Source organism: Bacillus sp. PK3_68 (genome assembly GCF_003600835.1).
Lineage (GTDB): Bacteria > Bacillota > Bacilli > Bacillales > Domibacillaceae > Pseudobacillus.
The window spans coordinates 603,998-622,807 of sequence record NZ_NQYC01000001.1 but is presented as its reverse complement, the minus strand read 5'-3'; the positions used below and the strand labels follow the sequence as shown (position 1 = coordinate 622,807).

Sequence of the window (18,810 nt, the reverse complement as noted above, 5' to 3'; positions counted from 1 at the left end):
TGCAATATGCAACAAAAATGGTATCAAAAGTCATGGGGGATTATTTTATTACTCCTTGCACTACTTATTTTATTAACTAGTTGTTCGCAACAAAATAATACGGAAATCCAAAAAATACAACTCAAGAAGTAAGCAAAAAGATAGCAACCACTGTTGAAAGCAAGAAAAGTATACCTGACGATGAAACTGAAAAAACGACTAGTGAAAGCGTAGTCAATCCAAGCGTTTCTGCCACTAGTACACCAACGATAACAAGTGTTAATGGTGACTTTGACTACAATAAATATACACTAATTGTAGTAGATGGCGGTGATATGTCAGGTTATAGAAAGCCGAATGTCAGAGTTGATGTCGGATTTGGTGACAGGGAATATTGGGCTTTTACAAATGAATACGGTCAGCTAATTCGTGTTGAGGCGAAAAATATCACACTTCAAAATCCGACTACTGATCATGTATTGTCATCAGGAAGATATTACTCTGATGAAGCGAATGTTCCTGGTACAGAGAGTCCAACCTTGGATCAAGGGCATGTGATTGCTGACTCGCTTGGGGGAGTATCAAACGCATATAACATTACACCTCAGGACAGCATTCTCAATAGGCATGGCGATCAAGCTTATATGGAAAAAGTGATTCGAGATGCAGGAGGTTGTACTGATTTCGTAGCAGTGATTCAATATCCAAATACTCAGACGCAAATTCCGAGCCATTATAAATTCACATACAAAATTCAGGGCAGAACCATTACAGATGAATTTGACAATGTAAACCCAGATGAAGTGAACAAAAATTTAGGGGAAACGACAGGTACGATCAGTACGCCACCGAAAACAGATAATGTACCTGCAGCCGAAACGAAAAATAGTAATGAAGATGTTAGTAAAGTGGATACCAATCATAACGGAAGTGTTACTATCGCTGAAGCCAAAGCTGCTGGCTTTAAAATGCCAATTACGCGAGATTCATGGCTCTATAAATATATGGATGATCGAGATGGTGATGGTTTAGTAGGTGAATAAATGGGGGTATGCGGCGATTCTTTTCTTCTTAAGCTAACTAGGCAGGGGAGTTGACGAAGGGGAGCCAATCCACTTCATAGAATAATAATTATTAAACACGTTTTAGAACAGGAGGAAAAATGAATTACAATGACTTAACAAAGCATTTTACTGAAAACTTCAAGGAGTATAAGCCTTTATTACAGGAACATATTGACTTTAATGGTGAAGTTTTAAATCATGTATTCTTTGGTGAGTGTAACGATTATTTTATTGAATTAATTGGTAAAGAGAAGGATATAGCCAAGATTAAAGATTTATTTAATTTTTTTGAACGGATGGCAACTCAAGGTGATAATGATGTTAAAGACTTATTAAGTGTTACGATTCTTGCACGACTTGGCGACTCCAAGAAATTGCTACAAACTGCATATAAATATATGGGTGCTGAAACAAGAAAAGCTTCAGATGAAATTGAAAAGTTTTGGGGTAGATATTGAACCATTGTGTGCTTTAGTACAATAGTGTCTATTAAAATTATCAATAATCATAAGAATAATTTGAAAAAATCCTTCATATGTTTGCACTGGGAGGGATACCAGATAACTAAAGCAAACACCCACTGAATTCAATTTCTTCAGTGGGTGTTTTGTTTATTCAATACATCTTCGCCAAAGCCTTATCCATCTGTTCTTCATTCGCCTTAACCTCATGACTATTCACATCATCAACGCCTCTGTATGTATACTTTGCGTTCTGCCAAAAATCAAAAGCAAAGAGGGCGATCGGCGTATTGTCCTGTCCTCGGTGATCATAGTAAGTATCGACAACCTCAGCTTTAAAGATATTCATCAACATATACTCGTCATTTTCTATATCTGCTAGGTACTTACCGGTTTTATATTCATTAACGATATAATTCTCAAACCCCGTACGCTCGCTGTCACTAGCATTATAATCTTGAGCATACAAGCTGACTTCATCAAACTTTTCTGTTTTCGTTTTATCTGAAGCCGCTACTTCTTGAATTTTAGATAACCAGCTTCCTTTTTCTGCTGTCTCTTTGTTTTCGTTTACTGTCTCTTCCTTCTTGCTGATTGTTTCATTGTCCTCACTATTAGGGGGCTTTTCTGCAGGCGCTTCGGTAACAGATTCCCCTGTCTTGTCATATTCTTTTGCGCCGAAATAAGCGCTGCATCCACCGATTACAAGAGACAACAGAATGATTAGACCCAAACAGCCTAGACAACCTTTAAATAAATTCCCCATTTACATTCTCCCTTTCTAGATGTTTAAATGTGAAAATTATTCTCTTCTATTATTCTATAAATCGATTTGAAATTCTATATCCAGCATTCGAAAAGTATGACTTGAGTACATATTAAGTTAGGAAAGCTGAATGGTGTCTTATTTATCCTTTACAGATCTAATTAACTTAAAAGTGTCTGTCCCTTTTTGTTTTACAATAAAACCCCATCTCGTAGAAGATGGGGGGAGATATTTATCTTTCGCAAGCCAAACTTGCTTCGGGATATTCATCATATGTTTGTCCGTCTAAGACTCTTCCATGACGATGTTTTTGTACGCCTCCCCATTGTTTAAAAAAGAAGGCAACATTTTGCTCTTGGCATTGATCTCGAATAGAAAGTGCCCAATCAGCCTCCATAGGACGAGCACCAGGCCCTGATTCTCCACCGACGATTACCCAGTGAATTCCTTCAAGCTCCAAGTAGAGAGGACCTAAGAGGGGTTCACAGGATAAGAAACGGATATGGGCAGGAATTTGTTTTAGATAATCGATTCTTTCTATAACACGTTGATTTTCCACACTAGTACCTAACCAAATGTTGGGGGTAAAAGTTAAATAAGAAGCTAACTCAGCAGCTCTTTCAGGACGTTTTGTTAATACCTGATAAGAATGCTGAGGAGTTTCATTCATTGTGAGAAATACTCTTTGAATAAATTCTAATGGTATATCTTTGTGAAAAAGGTCAGACATAGAATTCACAAAAATTTTTCTTGGTTTAACCCACTTCCGAGGAGCGTCAATTAAATCAGGATGTAAAGTTACGTTAAATCCATCTATGTATCGTGGGTTACCCATGGCATGTAGTCGCTTTGCCATACGTTCAGCATAACAGTGTTTACATCCTTCTGAAACCTTCGTGCAGCCTGTTACCGGGTTCCAAGTGGCTTCGGTCCATTCAATACTACTATTTCCAGCCATCTTTATCCCTCCTATTACCAAGAGTATAACGTATTAAAAGAGCGATTGAAACAAAAATAGGAACATTCGTTCCTGGAAGTTCCTAAAATAAAGATAATTGATCACTTTGTTTATCGTATACACTTTTCATAATTTTGTTCCCTATCGGATGTTTCCCCACCCATATCATCATATATAATTCAGGGCCATTTTTAACTTGGAATATTTCAGATTCATGTACATAGCAGTATCCTAGCTTCTTTAAATTTCCGATATAGAAATTTAAGAGATTGCTTAACAAGTAGTCTCTGTGAGAATTTAGGTAGATATCTAACCAATCTTTTGATCCAAAGAAACTATTGAGCCGTTCTTTCTGCCAATCACCCAACTTCGAATGATCCCTAGGTAAATATCTTCTAAGTGTCATTTGGTAAGGAAAAAGTATAAATAGTTCCGTTTGCCATTGGGACAATAACTGCATCGTTGAAAATTGGACTTGATCAGCCGAAGGATCGACAAATACAAAGGAGGGAGCTCGTTTGTGAATTCTCTGAAGAACACTTTTTATTTTATCGTTACAATCACCTTGAACGACTTCAGCGTTTGTACATTGTTGTTCTTTGATTAATTCGTTTAAGGAATTACATCTTTCTGAATTCATTTCGATGAAAAACATTTTTGTGAAGTCATTTTTATATTTCATACTAATAGCGGGTGATCCGTCTACAATTTCTTTAGTATCTTTATGAATCCATTTCCCCTTACCTGCAAAACAATCAATATAATAGCGATGCATGGCTTTTTTGGTGGCTCTTATGTAATGGGGCAAATAATCTTCTATGAACTTCAATTTAGCTAATGACCAGCTACCAATCTCATCATAATTTCCGCCGTAAGCCATCTTTATTCCTCCTTAATTATCCATTTGTTCTAATAATTTAATTCTTTATATAGATCACTGCTGTTGAGTGATAAGTTGAACGTATTATAAATGAGCGTACTTATAATATCCTTAAATAATTGAAAGTCTTAGATAGGAACAGTGAAAATGGACTTTTAAAGCAAATAAAAAATAAGAGTTATTTTCCTATATTATCCTACAAATTAATCTAAAGTTCTATATCTAACATTCGACATGTAACGACAAAAGATCTAGTTGAAGTTTGTTAAAATAGGTCTATGGACCTTTGGGGATCATTTAGAGGGGGAGTGTAGTTATAAGAATCAATTAGAAGATAACCATATTAATATTGAGCAGGCTTTATGAAGAAGTATTATTACGATACTCAGTACATTCTGATCCTATGGTAGGTACTATTTTGGGAGGGGACCTAATTTGAATCATATTCAGGGAGTTGTTTTTGACTTAGATGAAACTCTTTTAGATACTAGTTCATTAAAACCTATGAGAGACAAAAGAGATTGGAAAACATGTTATAGAAGTGTAAATTTAACTCAACATTATAACGGGGGAAAGGAAGTTATTGAAACTTTGCAACTGAAAGGAATAAAGATAGGAATTGTAACGAATTCACCTCGTAAATATGCAGAGTCAGTTTTAAATTATCATGGTATAAAACCCGATTATTTAGTGGCATACCATGATTGTAAATATAAGAAACCTCATCCTGGGCCTATAGAAATGTGTATTCAAGGATTAGAGTTATCGAAGAAAGCATTTTTAGGTATAGGTGATGATATCAGGGATATAAAAGCGTATAAAAGTGCAGGAATAGAGGCTGTTGGAGTAGTATGGGGAGTTCATACAGAAAAAGAATTAATCACAGCTGGCGCCGATATAATAATTAATTCATTTAATGAACTTTTAACTTTAATCTAATATATCGTAAACTAGGGGGTATTCAATTGCTTATTTATAACCAAGGTATAGAACATATTTTCTTTGATTTAGATCATATCAGTAGGGATTATTTTCAAAAATCTGATTACTTCGTTCCGTTTAATAATTATTTACAGCATACTCAATTTTACGCTTTATATAGCCAAGAGGAAATATGGGATATTTTTACCGATGGCCTCAATGGAGAATTTTTGTCGTATATTCAACCAATAAAATATCGCTTTCCGAAGTCTATCTTTTCAGTCATAAAGGAATTGGAAGTGAATGCACTTCAATCTCTACTTGTGACAGGGAATCTCGATAACATTTATTCAGCCCATACTTTTCACTTAAATTCCATGTATTTTAGAAATAAAGATGTGAGAGCAGAAAGGACAAAGCTTCCGGATTGTGTAGTAGATTCCGTTTCGGATCTAGAGGGGTATTTAAATGGAAGAAGCGATGGATATTTAAACGAAAATAAAGCATGCGATTCAGAAATTAATAGCGGGAAAATCTATCTGGAAAATTTGTATCATCCTTTGGATAATGGAATCTCTTCTAAACTTTATACAGCGGGTAGATATTTTACTTCGGCTGATCCTAGATCTTATCTTCACCCGTTAACGGGAAAAATACTGAATTTTAAAGAGGGAGATAAAGTAAATATAGGAAAAAATTTAGCGGGAATTGTTAAAATAAATTTAGATTATATATCGAAAAAAGCTGGGAGAATTAATTTTATTACTTCTGTACCCGCAAAACCTGGAAAAACGGATAGAATTAAATTAATTTTAGAAAACGATGAAGTAGCTAACTATGCTTCAGAAATTGATTGTGATATATTATCAGTTCTTAGAGACTATAAACCACAAAAAGAAGCTAAAGGGTGGGATAAGAGAGCTGAAAATGTAAATGGAGTTTTTTCTACTAATAAAAAGGTAAGCGGACATGTAGTATTAGTCGATGACATAATTACTAGCGGTTCTACCGCTATGGAATGTGTGAAAATGTTGCTGAAAGCTGGAGCAGAAAAGGTTTCTATACTTGCATTAGCTGCTATGCAGACAAAAATTAATACAAGATCTAAATTATTAATCCCATGTCAGTGTTGTGATGGCCTTTATAAACTAAGATTCAATGGTAATGATGCAAGGCCTTTTTGGGGATGTTCAAATTTCTCAAGTTCTAATTGCAGAAGTAGTCTAGAATTTTATGAGGGCTGTAACAACTTAACTATGGAAGAGGAAACGCCAATTTTCGAAAGAGAAGACGTTGATTTATTTTAAGGTCTATCTTTATAATTATAAAAGTTGGAATTTTTATTAAATCGTTCGTACCTTAAGGGGTGACTTACATTGTCATTGATTTGGATAGCTTTAAGTAAAGTTAAAGGTCTTGGTTCTAAAAGGCTAATAAGCTTATATAACAGTTTCCCAGATTTATCTTTTGAGTTTTTGATAAACTCACAAAATTTCCCTTTGTTGGAAAAGCATATTAAGACAAATTCAATTCTAGAACAAGTTACAGATAGGTTTTATATGAAAAGTCTTATGCAAAAAGCTGAGGATATGGTGAATCAACATTATGCGCAAGGAGTAAAAGTTGTCACTATTAATGATGAATTTTATCCTAAAAATCTCAAACGAATTGATGACCCTCCGATGTACTTATTTTGCAAGGGTAATTTAGATTTGTTAAAAGAAGATAATACAATTGCAGTTGTTGGAACAAGAAAACCTACAGAAATTGGAGTTAGATCAGCAAAGCGTGTTTCCTCTATTTTTTCAAAAATGGGGTATGTTATTGTTAGCGGATTGGCACTCGGCATTGATACTGCTGGACACGAAGGTGCTCTGAGAGTAAATGGAAAAACAATAGCTGTTCTGGCTGGAGGTCTAGATAAAATATATCCTAAAGAAAATACTGGTCTTGCTCAAGACATTCTAAATAAGAACGGACTTCTTATTTCTGAAACACCAATTGGTGGAAGAACATTTAAGCAGTCTTTTGTTTTAAGAGATAGAATTCAAAGTGGATTAAGTCTAGGGGTCTGTCCTGTTCAAACAGATGTAATAGGAGGAACTCAACATACTATAAAGTTTTCGAAACAACAAAAAAGGTTGTTGTTTTGTCCAATTCCTACAGAAGAGGAGAAGCCACAAAATAGAGGGATATATAAACTTCTTAATGATAAAGAAGCAGAGGTTTTGAAGGCAGAGGATGACTATGCTCGACTTGATAAACTGATGCAAGAAGTTAAAAGGAGTCTACATAGTAGAGCAGAATCCAATAAAGAAAAGAGTAAAACCTATTTAGAAGAGACGAACATTTTTCATAATCATTTTGAAGGAGCAACAGAAGAACTCAAAGCTTCTTCAACTGAAAAGTTAGATGAAGCTTTAGATAAAGTTTGTGAAATAGCTATAGAACTTAAAGTTGAACTAAATGTTCTGATTCGCAAACTTGAAGATCGTTATTTTAAATTATGATTCCAAAATTTGAAGTACTTGTGGATAATCGACATAAAAAACACCTGCTAGTATTACAACTGAACAACTTACGCGGAGAATTAGCATCGTTATTATTCAAAATAGAGATAACCGCATTTTCTGCCGAGAATGCGGTTTTTAATCGTATAAAGTTAAAACAAAAAACACGCCATGATCTTATAACAGAATTATAGGGCTAAATTGTAACGGAAGTTATCAAAAAGAAGATTTAAGGGTAGCATAGAGAAGAGTGTAAAATTGAAGTTACTTAAAAACAAATAAGAGTGCTAACATCTTCCGGGGGAATCACCAGGGTGACCCATTTCGAAAGAGAGAAGCACTCATTGTTCTTATATTAGAGTATGTACCGATTTTAACATGTATTCTTTTCTTAGTCAATAAATTTAAAAATACCATTTGTTTATTACACAAGTGAACTAAGAGGGACAGTTATATTCTAAGATTGATTAGTTTAAAGCAAATTTATCTATTTTGAGGAGAAACAAAATGGGGGAAAAGGAAAAAATATACAATGCAAAAAAATATTTTATACATGGGTTTAAAAGTTATATAAAGAATGAACATAAGTCTTTGTCTAAAATTTACACCCCAAGTGTTAGGGAGTTACTTATAGATTATGTTGAGATCCATGAAGATATTACGACAAATCTCGAATTAGACAAACTCGGAAAGTCAAGAAATGAACTTATTGATGCAATGAAATACTATATAAAAAACTCTATTTTATACGATGAGAGCCTGTATAGAAAAGAATTTCATTTATTAATACAACAACTAGAGGGTTTAGATCATAAGGAAGGTCAGCAAAAGTTAATACAATATTCTCATATCTACATTATTTGTGATTCGCTGGTAAAAAAGATTGACACAGAAAATATTTACTCTCAAATAATTAATTTTGTTAAAAATTATAAGAGTTACGATCAAGTAGAAAAAGCTATTCAACTTATTATTAATGAATTATTGTACGATGGATACTCTTTAAAGTACTTAGGAACATGGTTTAATGGGCACTTTGGTGGTGTGAAAATTGATGAAAGTAATATTGATGAATTTCTAGATAAATTTGGGGAATTAAAACGTACAGCTGATGAATTTGTATATTATATGAATGTATTACAGAGTAGTTATTTTAATAATGATGAATTGTATATTGATTTTAATCTTTCGTTAGTGAAAGAGGATTTTTCCAAAGTAACTCTAGTTGATGCAGTTAGTGGAAAAGAGACAAAGCAATACTTACAAGTACCTAACGGTTATGATCTTTGCAGTATAAAAATAAAATCAATGGATTATTTTAAAGGTCTTGATTATATAGTAAATTCAATTACATCTTATTTTCAAATGATCAATTACGTCTCTGCACAAAGTGAAAATCTAATTTTAGATAAGATAATTTGTAAACTTCCTAACGGCAATTGTAAGAAAATAAGATATACAGAAAACGAAGACGTAAATATTCTATTTTCTAATGTCGAAAACAGGGAACGACAGGATGTTGAAGACTTTATATTGTATAGGAACAGGGTTTTTTCCGAAAGTATTAGATCACAAGAAGTGTTTAATATTCAACGAGCTTTGAATATTGTCAAAAATCAACTTAACCAATCTCAAGAGAATAAAATTATAAATCTTTGGGCAGTATTAGAATATATTTTGACCTTTAAAGAATCTGGAGGGAGTATTATTGCTAAGGTTAAAGATATTATTCCTAAAATTGTATGCTTATATATAGTTAAGGATAAAATAAATGTTTTTTGGGGGAGGATTTTTGAGCAAAAGGATCGAGGAATTTCTATTATAGAAGAATTTCTGGAATGTAAAAAAAATGGTGAAGATTATCAGTATGATTTAAAGAAGCTTCTTAATTTTATTGAGAATAAAGGGAGTTCTTTAATATCAGAATTAGAATTTAATGATAATCTAGCCAGGGGTATCGCAGAGATAGGAAGTTTTTTATCTAATCCAAAGGTTCTGCATCAATATCTTAGTACGAAGAGAAAAGAAATAGAGTATGATCTTGTTAGAACTTATAGAGCAAGGAATGTATTAATACATTCTGGTAAAGAAACAAAAGTAGACTTGAACTGCAAGTCTCTACGGCTTTATAGTTATAACAATAACTTGCTTGGATTAATAATCTATTACATGTGCAAAAATCCACATTTGAGAATTACTGAGATATTAAACTCTATAGATTACACGTATGAGGATTATATGAAAAGATTAGAGAATGGTACAGTAGGGAAAGAAGAAATTAGTAAACCGAAGTATTTATTTATAGGGTAAACAAATTAAGAAAATATAATTAAACCATTTTAATGAAGAAAAGAAGTTTTTCGTTAAAATGGTTCTTTCTATTAATTTGTTTTTCTATGATAACTATTTTCTCACTAACGTTAACAAAACAAGTAATTGTATCGAAAAAACAACAACACGCCAGTCGCAGCGTGTTGTTCATTAACCTATGTATATCATTTCTCTTTTTTTCTCTTCTTGATAACTTCCCAAATTTCTCGTAGCTCCTCTAGCTGCTCTTCTGGAGACTCTTTCATTTCTTTAAAGAATAAATTCAATTTAGGATTACTGAAGAATTCCTTCATTTCTTTTTCGTCGTTAGTTTGAGTATTGGTATTGTCTGATCTGCCCAGAATGAAATCAATTGTGACAGAATAATAATCGGCTATTTTCTGGAGGGTTTCAAAATCAGGCTGTGTTTTACCTAGCTCATACCGCGCATAAGTGGAGCGATTAATCTTTAATCTATCTGCAAATTCTTGCTGAGATATACCTCTTTCATTTCTTAGCTTTTTTAAGCGCTCTCCATATTCCATAGAAACCTCTCCTATTAGCATTTCTTATATTATAAGTGAAAAAAATGCACATTAAAATGTTTGTGCAAAAAATGAACAAAAGTGTTGACAGTGCAAAAAATGCACTATACAATTAGTGTAGAAACTGCACAAGGTGGTGAAATAATGAAAAATACATGGTTAGTTGAAAAAAGAAATGAAAAAGAATTATCACATCAGGAAATAGCAGACTTAGTTGGTATTGACCGTTCTTATTATACTAAGATCGAAAATGGCTTGAGGCCAAGTGTTAAAGTAGCAAAATCAATTGCTAATCATTTGGATTTTGATTGGACGCTTTTTTTTAATGATTTTTGTGCAAAAAATGCACAAAAGGAACTAACTAAGGAGGTAAGCTAATGACCCGCCAAACAATGACCGTCCAGGAAGCTGCTGATTATCTCGGCGTATGTACGGACACAATTTACAACATGGTCCGAGAAAAAGAAATCCCGCACTTTCGGGTACGTCGCCGAATCTTTTTTACTACAGCAGCTATTGATGACTGGATTCGTCAGCAAGAGCAACAAGTAGTTTCTTGAATCTACCATACTACTAATTTATGTATTTAAAAATTGAAAGCCAAATACAAAAGGAGGAAGGGTTATGACGATCAAACCGTCAGCAGAAGTCGGAGAGGCTGTAAGAAACCTGCTGATAGAAGAGGACATGACAAACGAACAAATGGCACTAGATCTCAATATTTCGAAACAGTTGGTTAGCCACTACAAGAATGACCGCAGGAAGATGCAGCGGGACATTGCTAAACAATCAATTCGAGTATATGAAGACAGCCCAGAATACATAGGGGAACTGCTCTATGAGTTTTCCGACGGTTACACTTCACCGGTTTTAAAAGGACCAGCTATAGAAAGGCATAGGTTGGCACTAGAAGCAAATGCAGAAAGAGAGATAACTGAGGCTCTTAATAAGATACAAACAGTCTGTTTAGCTAAACCGCCTAACATTATTGATGAGCATGAAAAAGAAGGCATTGCACAAATGATGGACGAGTTGCTTGAAGCCAGGGCATTCATCGACAACTTGAATATGATGCTAGAAAAAGAATATGGCATTCCAATTAAAAAGCGGATTAAGAAGTTGCTGCCTCAATGGAAGGCAAAAGGGTGGCTGTTATAAGTAGACTTATCAATCAGATGAGAGAAAGAGAATCATTCAAATGGGGGACGACCAAAATGTATTTCACTTTATCAGCAAGTCGTTTAATGAAGGCTTCTGAAGTAAGAAAGCTTTGTCAGGAAATGAGGGATAATCCAGTTTTACTTTTATCAGTAGAGTTTGAAGCTAAAAAACGTTATTTCGCCTCAAAAGGAAAAGCGGCAAGCTAGTTGGAGTTGCTCACCGCCATATGGGCTAACAAGAATATTGTAACATATTTTACCTTTAATGGGAATATTCACATTATTAGTAAAAAGGAGGCGATCCGAATGAACATCGAACATCCAGTAATTACTCGTACGATGGAAACAGGTTATGCAAACATGATGAGTCAGCCAGAACATGTTGGTATGGATGCTTTCGGTGATGAAATCTTAGTAGGGGATGACATTATTGAGATTAATGGTGAAGTGATCCTAGAAAAGAATTTGGAGGATTATTTAATTGAGTATCTTGGGGCAACCTTTAAAACAGCGGAATGAAAAAGACTCGCTCTGCCAAGCGAGTCAAATGTTTAGAAAATATAGGATTGTTTCTATTGTAACGGATTTTGAAAACTGAATCAAGAGGAGCGGATTGGAATGGATATTTGTTTAGAGAGTCACTTTAATCGAACAAAACAGACTTTTCCGGATATGGACGATAAGAGAGCTTTAGATTCTGTGTATATAGGAGTCAGTCAAGCCGTTGCTGGAGTAGGTACACATGCAGATTTAAAGGAACTCGTTAAGCAATATAACAATTTATTATCAGTCATTATGAAGGAGGCCGTTTAATGAGCCAGTTAACTGAACAATTTAATCAGCAACAGCAGCAACCAGGAGTACTTGGACAAGTTTCCGCTTCCCGTGAAATGGAAGAGGTAAAAGGAGCAATCTTTCTGGCAAAGCAATTTCCACGAAACGTTTTCCAGTCAGAACAGCGCATTTTAGATTCTTGCAAGCGACCTGCCTTAGCGCAGGTTGCCATGTATCAATATCCACGTGGAGGAACAAAGGTGACTGGACCTTCTATTCGCTTAGCGGAAGTACTTGCCCAAAACTGGGGAAACATTTCATTCGGTGTAAAGGAACTGGAGCAGCGTCCCGGAGAATCGGTTGCTATGGCGTATGCTTGGGATCTTGAAACGAATGTCAGACAAGAAAAAACATTCACTGTGAAACACAGCATTGGAACGAAAAAAGGATTGAAGCAGCTAACTGATCCACGGGATATCTATGAAAAAGTAGCGAATGACGGTTCTCGCCGATTACGTGCCTGCATCTTGGGCATTATTCCAGGAGACATTGTCGATAAAGCAATTGCTGAATGTGAAGAAACACTTCGAGGAAATAACAAGGGACCGTTAAAAGACAGGGTAGCCAGTGCGTTAAAAGCTTTTAAAGAGCAACACCGTGTCACACAAGACATGATTGAAGAAAGATTCGGCTACAATGCGGAAGCTTTTACAGAGTATGACTACTTAGAACTTATCAAGATCTTTAACTCACTGAAAGACGGAATGTCTAAAGTGGAAGATTGGTTTGATAAGAGTGCTTCGAAGAAAAAGAAACAAAGCCAACTAGCTAAGTCTTTCGAAAATGAACAGCAAGAAGACGCTGAACCTCAAAAGAAACATGAAGAGAAGAAAGAAGAGGTGAAGCCAAGTGCTGCAGACATGGACTTTGACCAAGGAGAACTATCATTCGATTGAAGCAGATCAACAATTCTTCTCTGTTTCACAGTTTAAAAGTTTTATTGAGTGTGAGACAAAAACAATGGCGGAGTTAAAAGGGGCTTATCAAGAGCCCCACTCCAACACCTTGTTAGTCGGTTCCTACGTTCATGCAGCGTTTGAAAGTAACGAGACATTTGAACAGTTTATTGAAGAAAACAACGGAGCAATCTTCAAATCACGTGGCGGTAAGTATTCAGACTTTGAAACAGCGGATCGAATGATCGAAACATTAAAAGCAGATCCTTTCGCTATGTTTGCGTTAGAAGGGGAGAAAGAAGAAATTTACACAGCTCACTTATTCGGAGCAGATTGGAAGATTAAAGTGGACAGCATTCATCATGGCCGCCGGACATTTAGTGATTTGAAAACAACACAAGACCTCTATAAACGGTACTGGTCAGTTAAGTATGATAACTGGGTTTCCTTCGTGGAAGCTTGGGATTATGTGCTTCAAATGGCTTTGTATCGAAGAGTGTTACAGGAGGCTACAGGAAGTACATATACACCTTATATCGTTGCAGTAACAAAGGAAAACCCACCGAATAAAGCGGTGCTGCATTTCGATGAAACTCGCTTCGACTTCGAGTATGAATACATTGAAATGAAAATGGAGCGACTGATCGAAGTGAAAGCTGGAAAAGTAGACCCTATTCGTTGTGAGAAATGTGATTACTGCCGAATGACCAAACAGTTAAATGACACGATAGAGGTTGGCGAGTTGATCTGGCAATGATCATACAAATCCGCGTTCTTCTTCCTCAGCGGCTATGGGAGGAAGCTCAAAGTAAAGAACAATTGAAACAGCTAATCTTGCAGTATATGAACAAGTGTTATCCAGACTACGTGATTAAAAGAGTGAAGAATGGATTCGCTATATGTGAAAGGAGGGGATAGGCGTGAACTACATTAAAGAAATAAACGCATTCTATGATTGGCTCGAAATAAATGAACTGTCACCATCAGCAATTAATTTATGGTACGCACTCATGCACATAAATAATAAGGCTGGATGGACAGAAACATTTACGGTGGCTGAATCGGTGTTATGCGTTAAAACAGGATTAACAGATCGCACCCTCCGAAAAGTGAGAAATGAGTTAAAGCAAAAAGGACGAATCGATTTTATTTCTAGAAAAGGAAAAGCACCTATTTACAAGATGATCTCTTTTGAGAGAACGGAAAATAATTCCGAACTTCCTCAAAGGTCGGAAAATATTTCCGCACTTCGTTCCGCAGTTAGTGCCGAGGTTCGTTCCGTACCTAGTTCCGGAGTTAGTTCCGCATTAATTAAACTAAATAAAACTAAACAAAAAGATAAAGAAGATGAAGAAGATAAGCGCGCATTGGTTAATCCTTTTCAGTTTTATGAACAAGAAGGGTTTGGACAGCTTAGTGGCTTTGTAGCGGATAAGTTAGGGAGCCTAGTTGACGATTATGGAGAAAGCTTAGTCTTACATGCTATGGGTGAAGCGGTCTTATATGGGGCTCGCAACTTAAAATACGTGGAATCTATCTTGAAAAATCCTAACAAAAAACGAGGTGAAGAGAGTGGCCAGAAGGTTTATCAGCATCGCAGAAGTTATGGCCGACCTACAAGCAAAGGCAAATCAACGGATGACGTATACCGAGAACTGGAAGAAGCCAGAAGAGCGTGGGGCGGTTAAATATGAGTGTGCAATTTGCAAGGATACAGAGCTAGTTTATTACCAAGAAGCAGCCACTAACGGCCTGATGTATGAATTTGCTAAGCCTTGTGAATGTCGTGAGAGAAAAGCCTGGAGAAGACGATTTAAACAATCCATGATTCCAGAGGAGTTTACTCAAGCGAACTTTGAAAACTATGAAACCTCATCACCGGTTCAAAAAGACATGCTGGAATTAACAAAAAGATACAGGTCCTTGTTTAAGGTCGTTAAGCAAGGTGATGAGAAAAAGAAAATCATTCCGGCTTATAATTTTGGCCTGATTGCCGTTTTTGGAGAACAACGGCTGAAAGAAATGCCTGCTTCGGAAAGAGCAGCATTGAAACAAAAGCATAACAATTTCGGAATTGGCAAAACACATTTGCAGATAGCTTTGTCTAAACAGTTGATCAAAGAGGGATTTAATGTGCTCGTTGTCTCGGATGTGTCGTTCATGGAAGAGCTTATGCAAGCCAAGAAGATGGATGATGAGGGAGAAACCTATCATCGCCTCTTAAACGGGGCTTTATCGGCAGATGTACTCATTTGGGATGACATCGGGAAAGTAAGCTGGACAGAAGCGCGTGAACGAATGTACTACACGATCATTAACGAGAGATACCGTAAGCAAAAGCCGATTGTTTTTAACAGTAATGAAGATCGAGGGACGCTGGCTGACAAGATTGGATATGCAGCGGCGAGTCGACTAATTGGAGAATGCGGAGAATACCTATTAGAGACAGAAGGAATAGATTGGAGGTTAAAACGATGACATGCAATTTATGCAACGGTACTTATGTAGTCACAAATGACATTGGCTTTGGGTGGATCAAGCAGCCTTGTCCAAAGTGTGGACCGATGCCAGAAGAGGTTTGGGAGAAAAAACATGCAGACTTTAAAAAGAGGTTGCGAGAAGCTATGCGGCAAACTGAACTCATTGGGAAGGATGCAAGTTGAGGAAAGCGAGGTCAAAATATGGTTCTAAGAAAGTGGTGGTGGATGGCATCACGTTCGATAGCAAAGCCGAAGCAAGGTATTATGCGCATCTGAAACGGCTGCAGGCGAATGAGCAAATTCTTTTCTTCCGCACCCAGCCGCGGTACTTGCTCCAAGAAGCTTTCACGAAGAATGGGGTAACGCATCGGAAAATTGAGTATGTGGCCGATTTTGAAGTGCATAAGAAGGACGGCAGCATTGAAGTGATAGACATCAAGGGAGTGGAAACAGAGGCTTTTAAGATTAAGCGGAAGCTGTTTGAGTTTAAATATCCTCACATATTGAGCTTGCTTGCATATAGTCCGGATCATGAGGGGTTTTTGCCGACGGAAGAGTATCAGGATTATGTGAGTAAGAAACAGAAGATGAGGAGGAGAAAGCCTGTTAAGGATATACAGTGATAACAGGAAGGGGAACAAACGCGGCTAAGAGTCGTAATAGATACAAAATGAGCAATAGAAACGAGCAAAAAAGAGATAAATCCAAATAGGACTTATCTATCCCTAATCTCTTCATAAAGAATAATTTTGCCGGTTAGTATGTTCAAGTATTAAAAGTCTATTAGATAGCGTAATTATTATCCATTTGTAGGTGGTACAGGAAGGCTAAGGGTTAAAGGTATTGGCGCCTCACAACGAGATGGATTAATATCAGTCAAGCAACCATCTTTGGATTTAATAATTGTTTCAATTTAATTTGTGTGCTTTTCTGGGGGAGGCGAATTTTTTAATGTTTCATTTCTCATCGGTAAAATTGTATTCTTAGCCGAAAAGCTTGAAAGCAATGATGTTGCACCTCCAAACAGTACAGGAGGTTGGATAGTCGAAGGAAATGGAATTTCACAACGATCTCTATTTACGTCAATAAAGCAGCCATCTTTAGATTTAATAACTGGACGGGTAGCTGTAATGGTCGTTCGTAAAATAATTTTGATGATAAATCTAAAGTTCCGAAATCCCGGGTCGGCGTTGTTGTATTGGATAATCTGGGCAATAGCCGCTTCTACCTGAAGAGGGGCCTCGGTTACCACATCCCCTGGACAGACTCCCGGACACTCTGTTTCTTCCTGAAATGGTATCCCTTCTTGGATATCAAGGGAGCCGGCTGTGTCACTAATAGTTATAGTTGTGGGGACAACTCCAATGTTTACGATCTTATCTCTGATTACAACGATATTTTGGGAAATACGCTCTTCATGCACTACCACTTCTATATTTAAATTCCCTTCAAATTCAGAAGTCGGAAGAGTTTGGAAAAATTCCACCCCAGCTATTTTTTGTACTTCTTTCGAGCATATTACGCTATCTATTATGAAGGAATCTTTTGGACAGTATTTTTGATTTTGAGAGGAATGATCAGTATTTTGAGTTTTCTTACTCACACAAGCACCTCCTTTTTTACATGAAAAGTACTTTATATATTGTATTAACTTGTTTTACTTAAAGTTTGGATAAATGCCTCTAATGCTTAAAACATTCTAAGACTGAAATCTAGAGAACTTCATAGCAATGGCGTTGCGATTGAATGTTGGATGGCAGAGGATTATCAAATATGCAAGGAAGCCACTGGATCGTCTTTCATGAAAAGGTATTATGAGAATCTGAAGCGGTGAGGAGAGGAGGAGGAAAGCCTGTTAAGGATATACAGTGACAACAGGAAGGGGAACAAACGCGGTTCAGAGTCGTGATAGACACAAACTACGTAATAGAATGAGAAAGAAGAAAGATAAATCCAACTAGGATTTATCTGCATTTAATGTCTGCATCCGGGAAACCAACTTTTTAACGTTTCATTTCCCACCAGTAAAATTGCATTCTTAGCCGAAAAACTCGACGAAGATAATACTTAGTCTCTAAGGATTGATTGTAGGAAGCTGGATAACCGAAGAGGGCAGAGGAGCACAACGATCTTTATTTACGTCAATAAAGCAGCCATCTTTAGATTTAATAACTGGCCGAGTAACTGTAATTGTGGTTTGTAAGATGATCTTGACGATAATGCTAAAGAACGGAGGATCGTCGAATTCGGTTTGAATAGCTTGAGCAATGATAGCTTCTATCTGAAGAGGGGCTTCGGTTACCGTATCACCCGGACAGGCTCCCGGACATTCTGTCTCTTCTTGAAATGATAAGATTCTTGAGAACTCAGCGGAGCCGGGGCCCGATGGGGGAGTAGCAGTTACAGTTACAGGGACAGCACCGATGTTTATGACTTTATCTTTAATTACAAGGATGTTTTGAGCAATGCGATCCTCTTGCACTGTCACGTCTATATTTATATCCTCTGCACCCGCAAAACTCACACCAATGTTATCAAACTCAGCGATTTTTTGTACTTTCTTTGAGCATATTACGCTATCTATTATGAGAGAGTCATTAAGGCAGTGATTTTGAGAAGGAAGAGAATTACTTTTATTTTTATTATTCATACAAATACCTCCTTTTTTACGTAAAAAGATCTCTTATATATTGTATTGATTTATTTTACTTAAAGTTTGGACAAATGCCTCTAATGCTTAAAACATTCTAAGACTGAAATCTAGAGAGCTTCATAGCAATGGCGTTGTAATTGAATGTTGAATAGCAGAGGATTATCAAATATGCAAGGAAGCCACTGGATCGTATTTCATGAAAAGGTATTATGAGAATCTGAAGCGGTGAGGAGAGGAGGAGGAAAGCCTGTTAAGGATATACAGTGATAACAGGAAGGGGAACAAACGCGGCTAAGAGTCGTAATAGACTCATACTATGACGTAGAGAAATAAAAATAGTCTGCCAACTCGTCGCACCTTCTTCGGCACATTGATGTTGACAGACCCAAGTTT

General features: G+C 36.3%; 24 protein-coding genes. 18 read left to right on the top strand and 6 right to left on the bottom strand.

Features of this window, described 5'->3' with window-relative positions; all coding sequences use genetic code 11:
- Window positions 1-140: 140 nt before the first annotated feature.
- Window positions 141-1,022: a DNA/RNA non-specific endonuclease gene (locus tag CJ483_RS03145; protein ID WP_259455774.1), complete on the top strand. Its 882-nt coding sequence runs from the start codon at window positions 141-143 to the stop codon at window positions 1,020-1,022.
- A 119-nt stretch (window positions 1,023-1,141) separates the two neighbouring features.
- Window positions 1,142-1,501: a DUF7674 family protein gene (locus CJ483_RS03140; RefSeq protein WP_120031855.1), complete on the top strand. Its 360-nt coding sequence runs from the start codon at window positions 1,142-1,144 to the stop codon at window positions 1,499-1,501.
- Between the two features lie 157 nt (window positions 1,502-1,658).
- Here CJ483_RS03140 and CJ483_RS03135 read toward each other — a convergent pair whose 3' ends face one another.
- The 3 genes from CJ483_RS03135 to tcmP form a co-directional block, all read right to left on the bottom strand.
- The gene (locus tag CJ483_RS03135; RefSeq protein ID WP_120031853.1) at window positions 1,659-2,270 is read right to left on the bottom strand and encodes a hypothetical protein; all 612 of its coding nucleotides are present in this window, start codon (window positions 2,268-2,270) and stop codon (window positions 1,659-1,661) included.
- Window positions 2,271-2,502: 232 nt separating this feature from the next.
- Complete coding sequence (locus CJ483_RS03130) at window positions 2,503-3,228, bottom strand: DUF5131 family protein (RefSeq protein WP_120031851.1); 726 nt, start codon at window positions 3,226-3,228, stop codon at window positions 2,503-2,505.
- 82 nt (window positions 3,229-3,310) lie between these two features.
- Window positions 3,311-4,108, bottom strand: a complete 798-nt coding sequence (tcmP, locus tag CJ483_RS03125; RefSeq protein ID WP_120031849.1) for a three-Cys-motif partner protein TcmP — start codon at window positions 4,106-4,108, stop codon at window positions 3,311-3,313.
- A 435-nt stretch (window positions 4,109-4,543) separates the two neighbouring features.
- Here tcmP and CJ483_RS03120 point away from each other — a divergent pair, with 435 nt between their 5' ends.
- The 4 genes from CJ483_RS03120 to CJ483_RS03105 all read left to right on the top strand — a co-directional run bounded on the left by CJ483_RS03120 (window position 4,544) and on the right by CJ483_RS03105 (window position 9,849).
- Entirely contained in the window at window positions 4,544-5,047 is a 504-nt protein-coding gene (locus CJ483_RS03120) for an HAD family hydrolase (protein WP_120031847.1), read from the top strand.
- Window positions 5,048-5,073: 26 nt separating this feature from the next.
- On the top strand, window positions 5,074-6,336 hold the full coding sequence (locus CJ483_RS03115; RefSeq protein WP_120031845.1) for a ComF family protein: 1,263 nt from the start codon (window positions 5,074-5,076) through the stop codon (window positions 6,334-6,336).
- Window positions 6,337-6,405: 69 nt separating this feature from the next.
- Window positions 6,406-7,539, top strand: coding sequence for a DNA-processing protein DprA (locus CJ483_RS03110; protein ID WP_120031843.1), 1,134 nt, complete (start codon window positions 6,406-6,408; stop codon window positions 7,537-7,539).
- 507 nt (window positions 7,540-8,046) lie between these two features.
- Window positions 8,047-9,849: a hypothetical protein gene (locus CJ483_RS03105; RefSeq protein ID WP_120031841.1), complete on the top strand. Its 1,803-nt coding sequence runs from the start codon at window positions 8,047-8,049 to the stop codon at window positions 9,847-9,849.
- A 185-nt stretch (window positions 9,850-10,034) separates the two neighbouring features.
- On the opposite strand, the gene CJ483_RS03100 is transcribed toward CJ483_RS03105, so the two are convergent.
- Window positions 10,035-10,394, bottom strand: coding sequence for a helix-turn-helix domain-containing protein (locus CJ483_RS03100; RefSeq protein ID WP_182916949.1), 360 nt, complete (start codon window positions 10,392-10,394; stop codon window positions 10,035-10,037).
- A gap of 144 nt (window positions 10,395-10,538) precedes the next feature.
- Here CJ483_RS03100 and CJ483_RS03095 point away from each other — a divergent pair, with 144 nt between their 5' ends.
- From CJ483_RS03095 to CJ483_RS03045, 12 genes are all read left to right on the top strand, one after another.
- Window positions 10,539-10,772: a helix-turn-helix transcriptional regulator gene (locus tag CJ483_RS03095; RefSeq protein WP_120031837.1), complete on the top strand. Its 234-nt coding sequence runs from the start codon at window positions 10,539-10,541 to the stop codon at window positions 10,770-10,772.
- On the top strand, window positions 10,772-10,954 hold the full coding sequence (locus tag CJ483_RS03090; RefSeq protein WP_065411224.1) for a helix-turn-helix domain-containing protein: 183 nt from the start codon (window positions 10,772-10,774) through the stop codon (window positions 10,952-10,954). Before CJ483_RS03095 ends, CJ483_RS03090 begins: the two co-directional genes overlap by 1 nt.
- A 64-nt stretch (window positions 10,955-11,018) precedes the next feature.
- A complete protein-coding gene (locus tag CJ483_RS03085) occupies window positions 11,019-11,552 on the top strand; it encodes a helix-turn-helix domain-containing protein (RefSeq protein WP_120031835.1) in 534 nt (177 codons plus the stop codon).
- Window positions 11,540-11,761: a hypothetical protein gene (locus CJ483_RS24220; RefSeq protein ID WP_142927207.1), complete on the top strand. Its 222-nt coding sequence runs from the start codon at window positions 11,540-11,542 to the stop codon at window positions 11,759-11,761. Before CJ483_RS03085 ends, CJ483_RS24220 begins: the two co-directional genes overlap by 13 nt.
- Window positions 11,762-11,860: 99 nt before the next feature.
- A complete protein-coding gene (locus tag CJ483_RS03080; RefSeq protein ID WP_120031833.1) occupies window positions 11,861-12,073 on the top strand; it encodes a YqaI family protein in 213 nt (70 codons plus the stop codon).
- A 99-nt stretch (window positions 12,074-12,172) separates the two neighbouring features.
- On the top strand, window positions 12,173-12,367 hold the full coding sequence (locus CJ483_RS03075; protein ID WP_120031831.1) for a hypothetical protein: 195 nt from the start codon (window positions 12,173-12,175) through the stop codon (window positions 12,365-12,367).
- Window positions 12,367-13,284, top strand: a complete 918-nt coding sequence (locus CJ483_RS03070; protein WP_259455551.1) for a hypothetical protein — start codon at window positions 12,367-12,369, stop codon at window positions 13,282-13,284. The genes CJ483_RS03075 and CJ483_RS03070 overlap by 1 nt, the downstream gene beginning before the upstream one ends.
- Entirely contained in the window at window positions 13,238-14,041 is an 804-nt protein-coding gene (locus CJ483_RS03065) for a PD-(D/E)XK nuclease-like domain-containing protein (protein ID WP_259455550.1), read from the top strand. The genes CJ483_RS03070 and CJ483_RS03065 overlap by 47 nt, the downstream gene beginning before the upstream one ends.
- Before the next feature lie 163 nt (window positions 14,042-14,204).
- On the top strand, window positions 14,205-14,972 hold the full coding sequence (locus CJ483_RS03060) for a DnaD domain protein (RefSeq protein ID WP_120031825.1): 768 nt from the start codon (window positions 14,205-14,207) through the stop codon (window positions 14,970-14,972).
- Window positions 14,857-15,762, top strand: coding sequence for an ATP-binding protein (locus CJ483_RS03055; RefSeq protein ID WP_259455549.1), 906 nt, complete (start codon window positions 14,857-14,859; stop codon window positions 15,760-15,762). The genes CJ483_RS03060 and CJ483_RS03055 overlap by 116 nt, the downstream gene beginning before the upstream one ends.
- Window positions 15,759-15,947 carry a hypothetical protein gene (locus tag CJ483_RS03050; RefSeq protein ID WP_120031821.1) on the top strand — a complete coding sequence of 63 codons (189 nt, stop codon included), beginning with the start codon at window positions 15,759-15,761 and terminating at the stop codon, window positions 15,945-15,947. Before CJ483_RS03055 ends, CJ483_RS03050 begins: the two co-directional genes overlap by 4 nt.
- Window positions 15,944-16,387 (top strand): DUF1064 domain-containing protein, encoded by a 444-nt coding sequence (locus CJ483_RS03045; RefSeq protein WP_120031819.1) that lies wholly within the window; start codon window positions 15,944-15,946, stop codon window positions 16,385-16,387. The genes CJ483_RS03050 and CJ483_RS03045 overlap by 4 nt, the downstream gene beginning before the upstream one ends.
- Window positions 16,388-16,677: 290 nt before the next feature.
- On the opposite strand, the gene CJ483_RS03040 is transcribed toward CJ483_RS03045, so the two are convergent.
- Window positions 16,678-17,367 (bottom strand): hypothetical protein, encoded by a 690-nt coding sequence (locus CJ483_RS03040; RefSeq protein ID WP_120031818.1) that lies wholly within the window; start codon window positions 17,365-17,367, stop codon window positions 16,678-16,680.
- Window positions 17,368-17,838: 471 nt separating this feature from the next.
- Complete coding sequence (locus tag CJ483_RS03035; RefSeq protein WP_120031816.1) at window positions 17,839-18,414, bottom strand: hypothetical protein; 576 nt, start codon at window positions 18,412-18,414, stop codon at window positions 17,839-17,841.
- Window positions 18,415-18,810: the final 396 nt, after the last annotated feature.

Excerpts from the sequence above, each read along its gene's own strand:
- CJ483_RS03140 (WP_120031855.1), top strand. The coding sequence starts at position 1,142 with ATGAATTACAATGACTTAACAAAGCATTTTACTGAAAACTTCAAGGAG.
- CJ483_RS03135 (WP_120031853.1), bottom strand. The coding sequence starts at position 2,270 with ATGGGGAATTTATTTAAAGGTTGTCTAGGCTGTTTGGGTCTAATCATT.
- CJ483_RS03130 (WP_120031851.1), bottom strand. The coding sequence starts at position 3,228 with ATGGCTGGAAATAGTAGTATTGAATGGACCGAAGCCACTTGGAACCCG.
- tcmP (WP_120031849.1), bottom strand. The coding sequence starts at position 4,108 with ATGGCTTACGGCGGAAATTATGATGAGATTGGTAGCTGGTCATTAGCT.
- CJ483_RS03105 (WP_120031841.1), top strand. The coding sequence starts at position 8,047 with ATGGGGGAAAAGGAAAAAATATACAATGCAAAAAAATATTTTATACAT.
- CJ483_RS03100 (WP_182916949.1), bottom strand. The coding sequence starts at position 10,394 with ATGGAATATGGAGAGCGCTTAAAAAAGCTAAGAAATGAAAGAGGTATA.
- CJ483_RS03095 (WP_120031837.1), top strand. The coding sequence starts at position 10,539 with ATGAAAAATACATGGTTAGTTGAAAAAAGAAATGAAAAAGAATTATCA.
- CJ483_RS03090 (WP_065411224.1), top strand. The coding sequence starts at position 10,772 with ATGACCCGCCAAACAATGACCGTCCAGGAAGCTGCTGATTATCTCGGC.
- CJ483_RS03085 (WP_120031835.1), top strand. The coding sequence starts at position 11,019 with ATGACGATCAAACCGTCAGCAGAAGTCGGAGAGGCTGTAAGAAACCTG.
- CJ483_RS03080 (WP_120031833.1), top strand. The coding sequence starts at position 11,861 with ATGAACATCGAACATCCAGTAATTACTCGTACGATGGAAACAGGTTAT.
- CJ483_RS03075 (WP_120031831.1), top strand. The coding sequence starts at position 12,173 with ATGGATATTTGTTTAGAGAGTCACTTTAATCGAACAAAACAGACTTTT.
- CJ483_RS03070 (WP_259455551.1), top strand. The coding sequence starts at position 12,367 with ATGAGCCAGTTAACTGAACAATTTAATCAGCAACAGCAGCAACCAGGA.
- CJ483_RS03050 (WP_120031821.1), top strand. The coding sequence starts at position 15,759 with ATGACATGCAATTTATGCAACGGTACTTATGTAGTCACAAATGACATT.
- CJ483_RS03035 (WP_120031816.1), bottom strand. The coding sequence starts at position 18,414 with ATGAATAATAAAAATAAAAGTAATTCTCTTCCTTCTCAAAATCACTGC.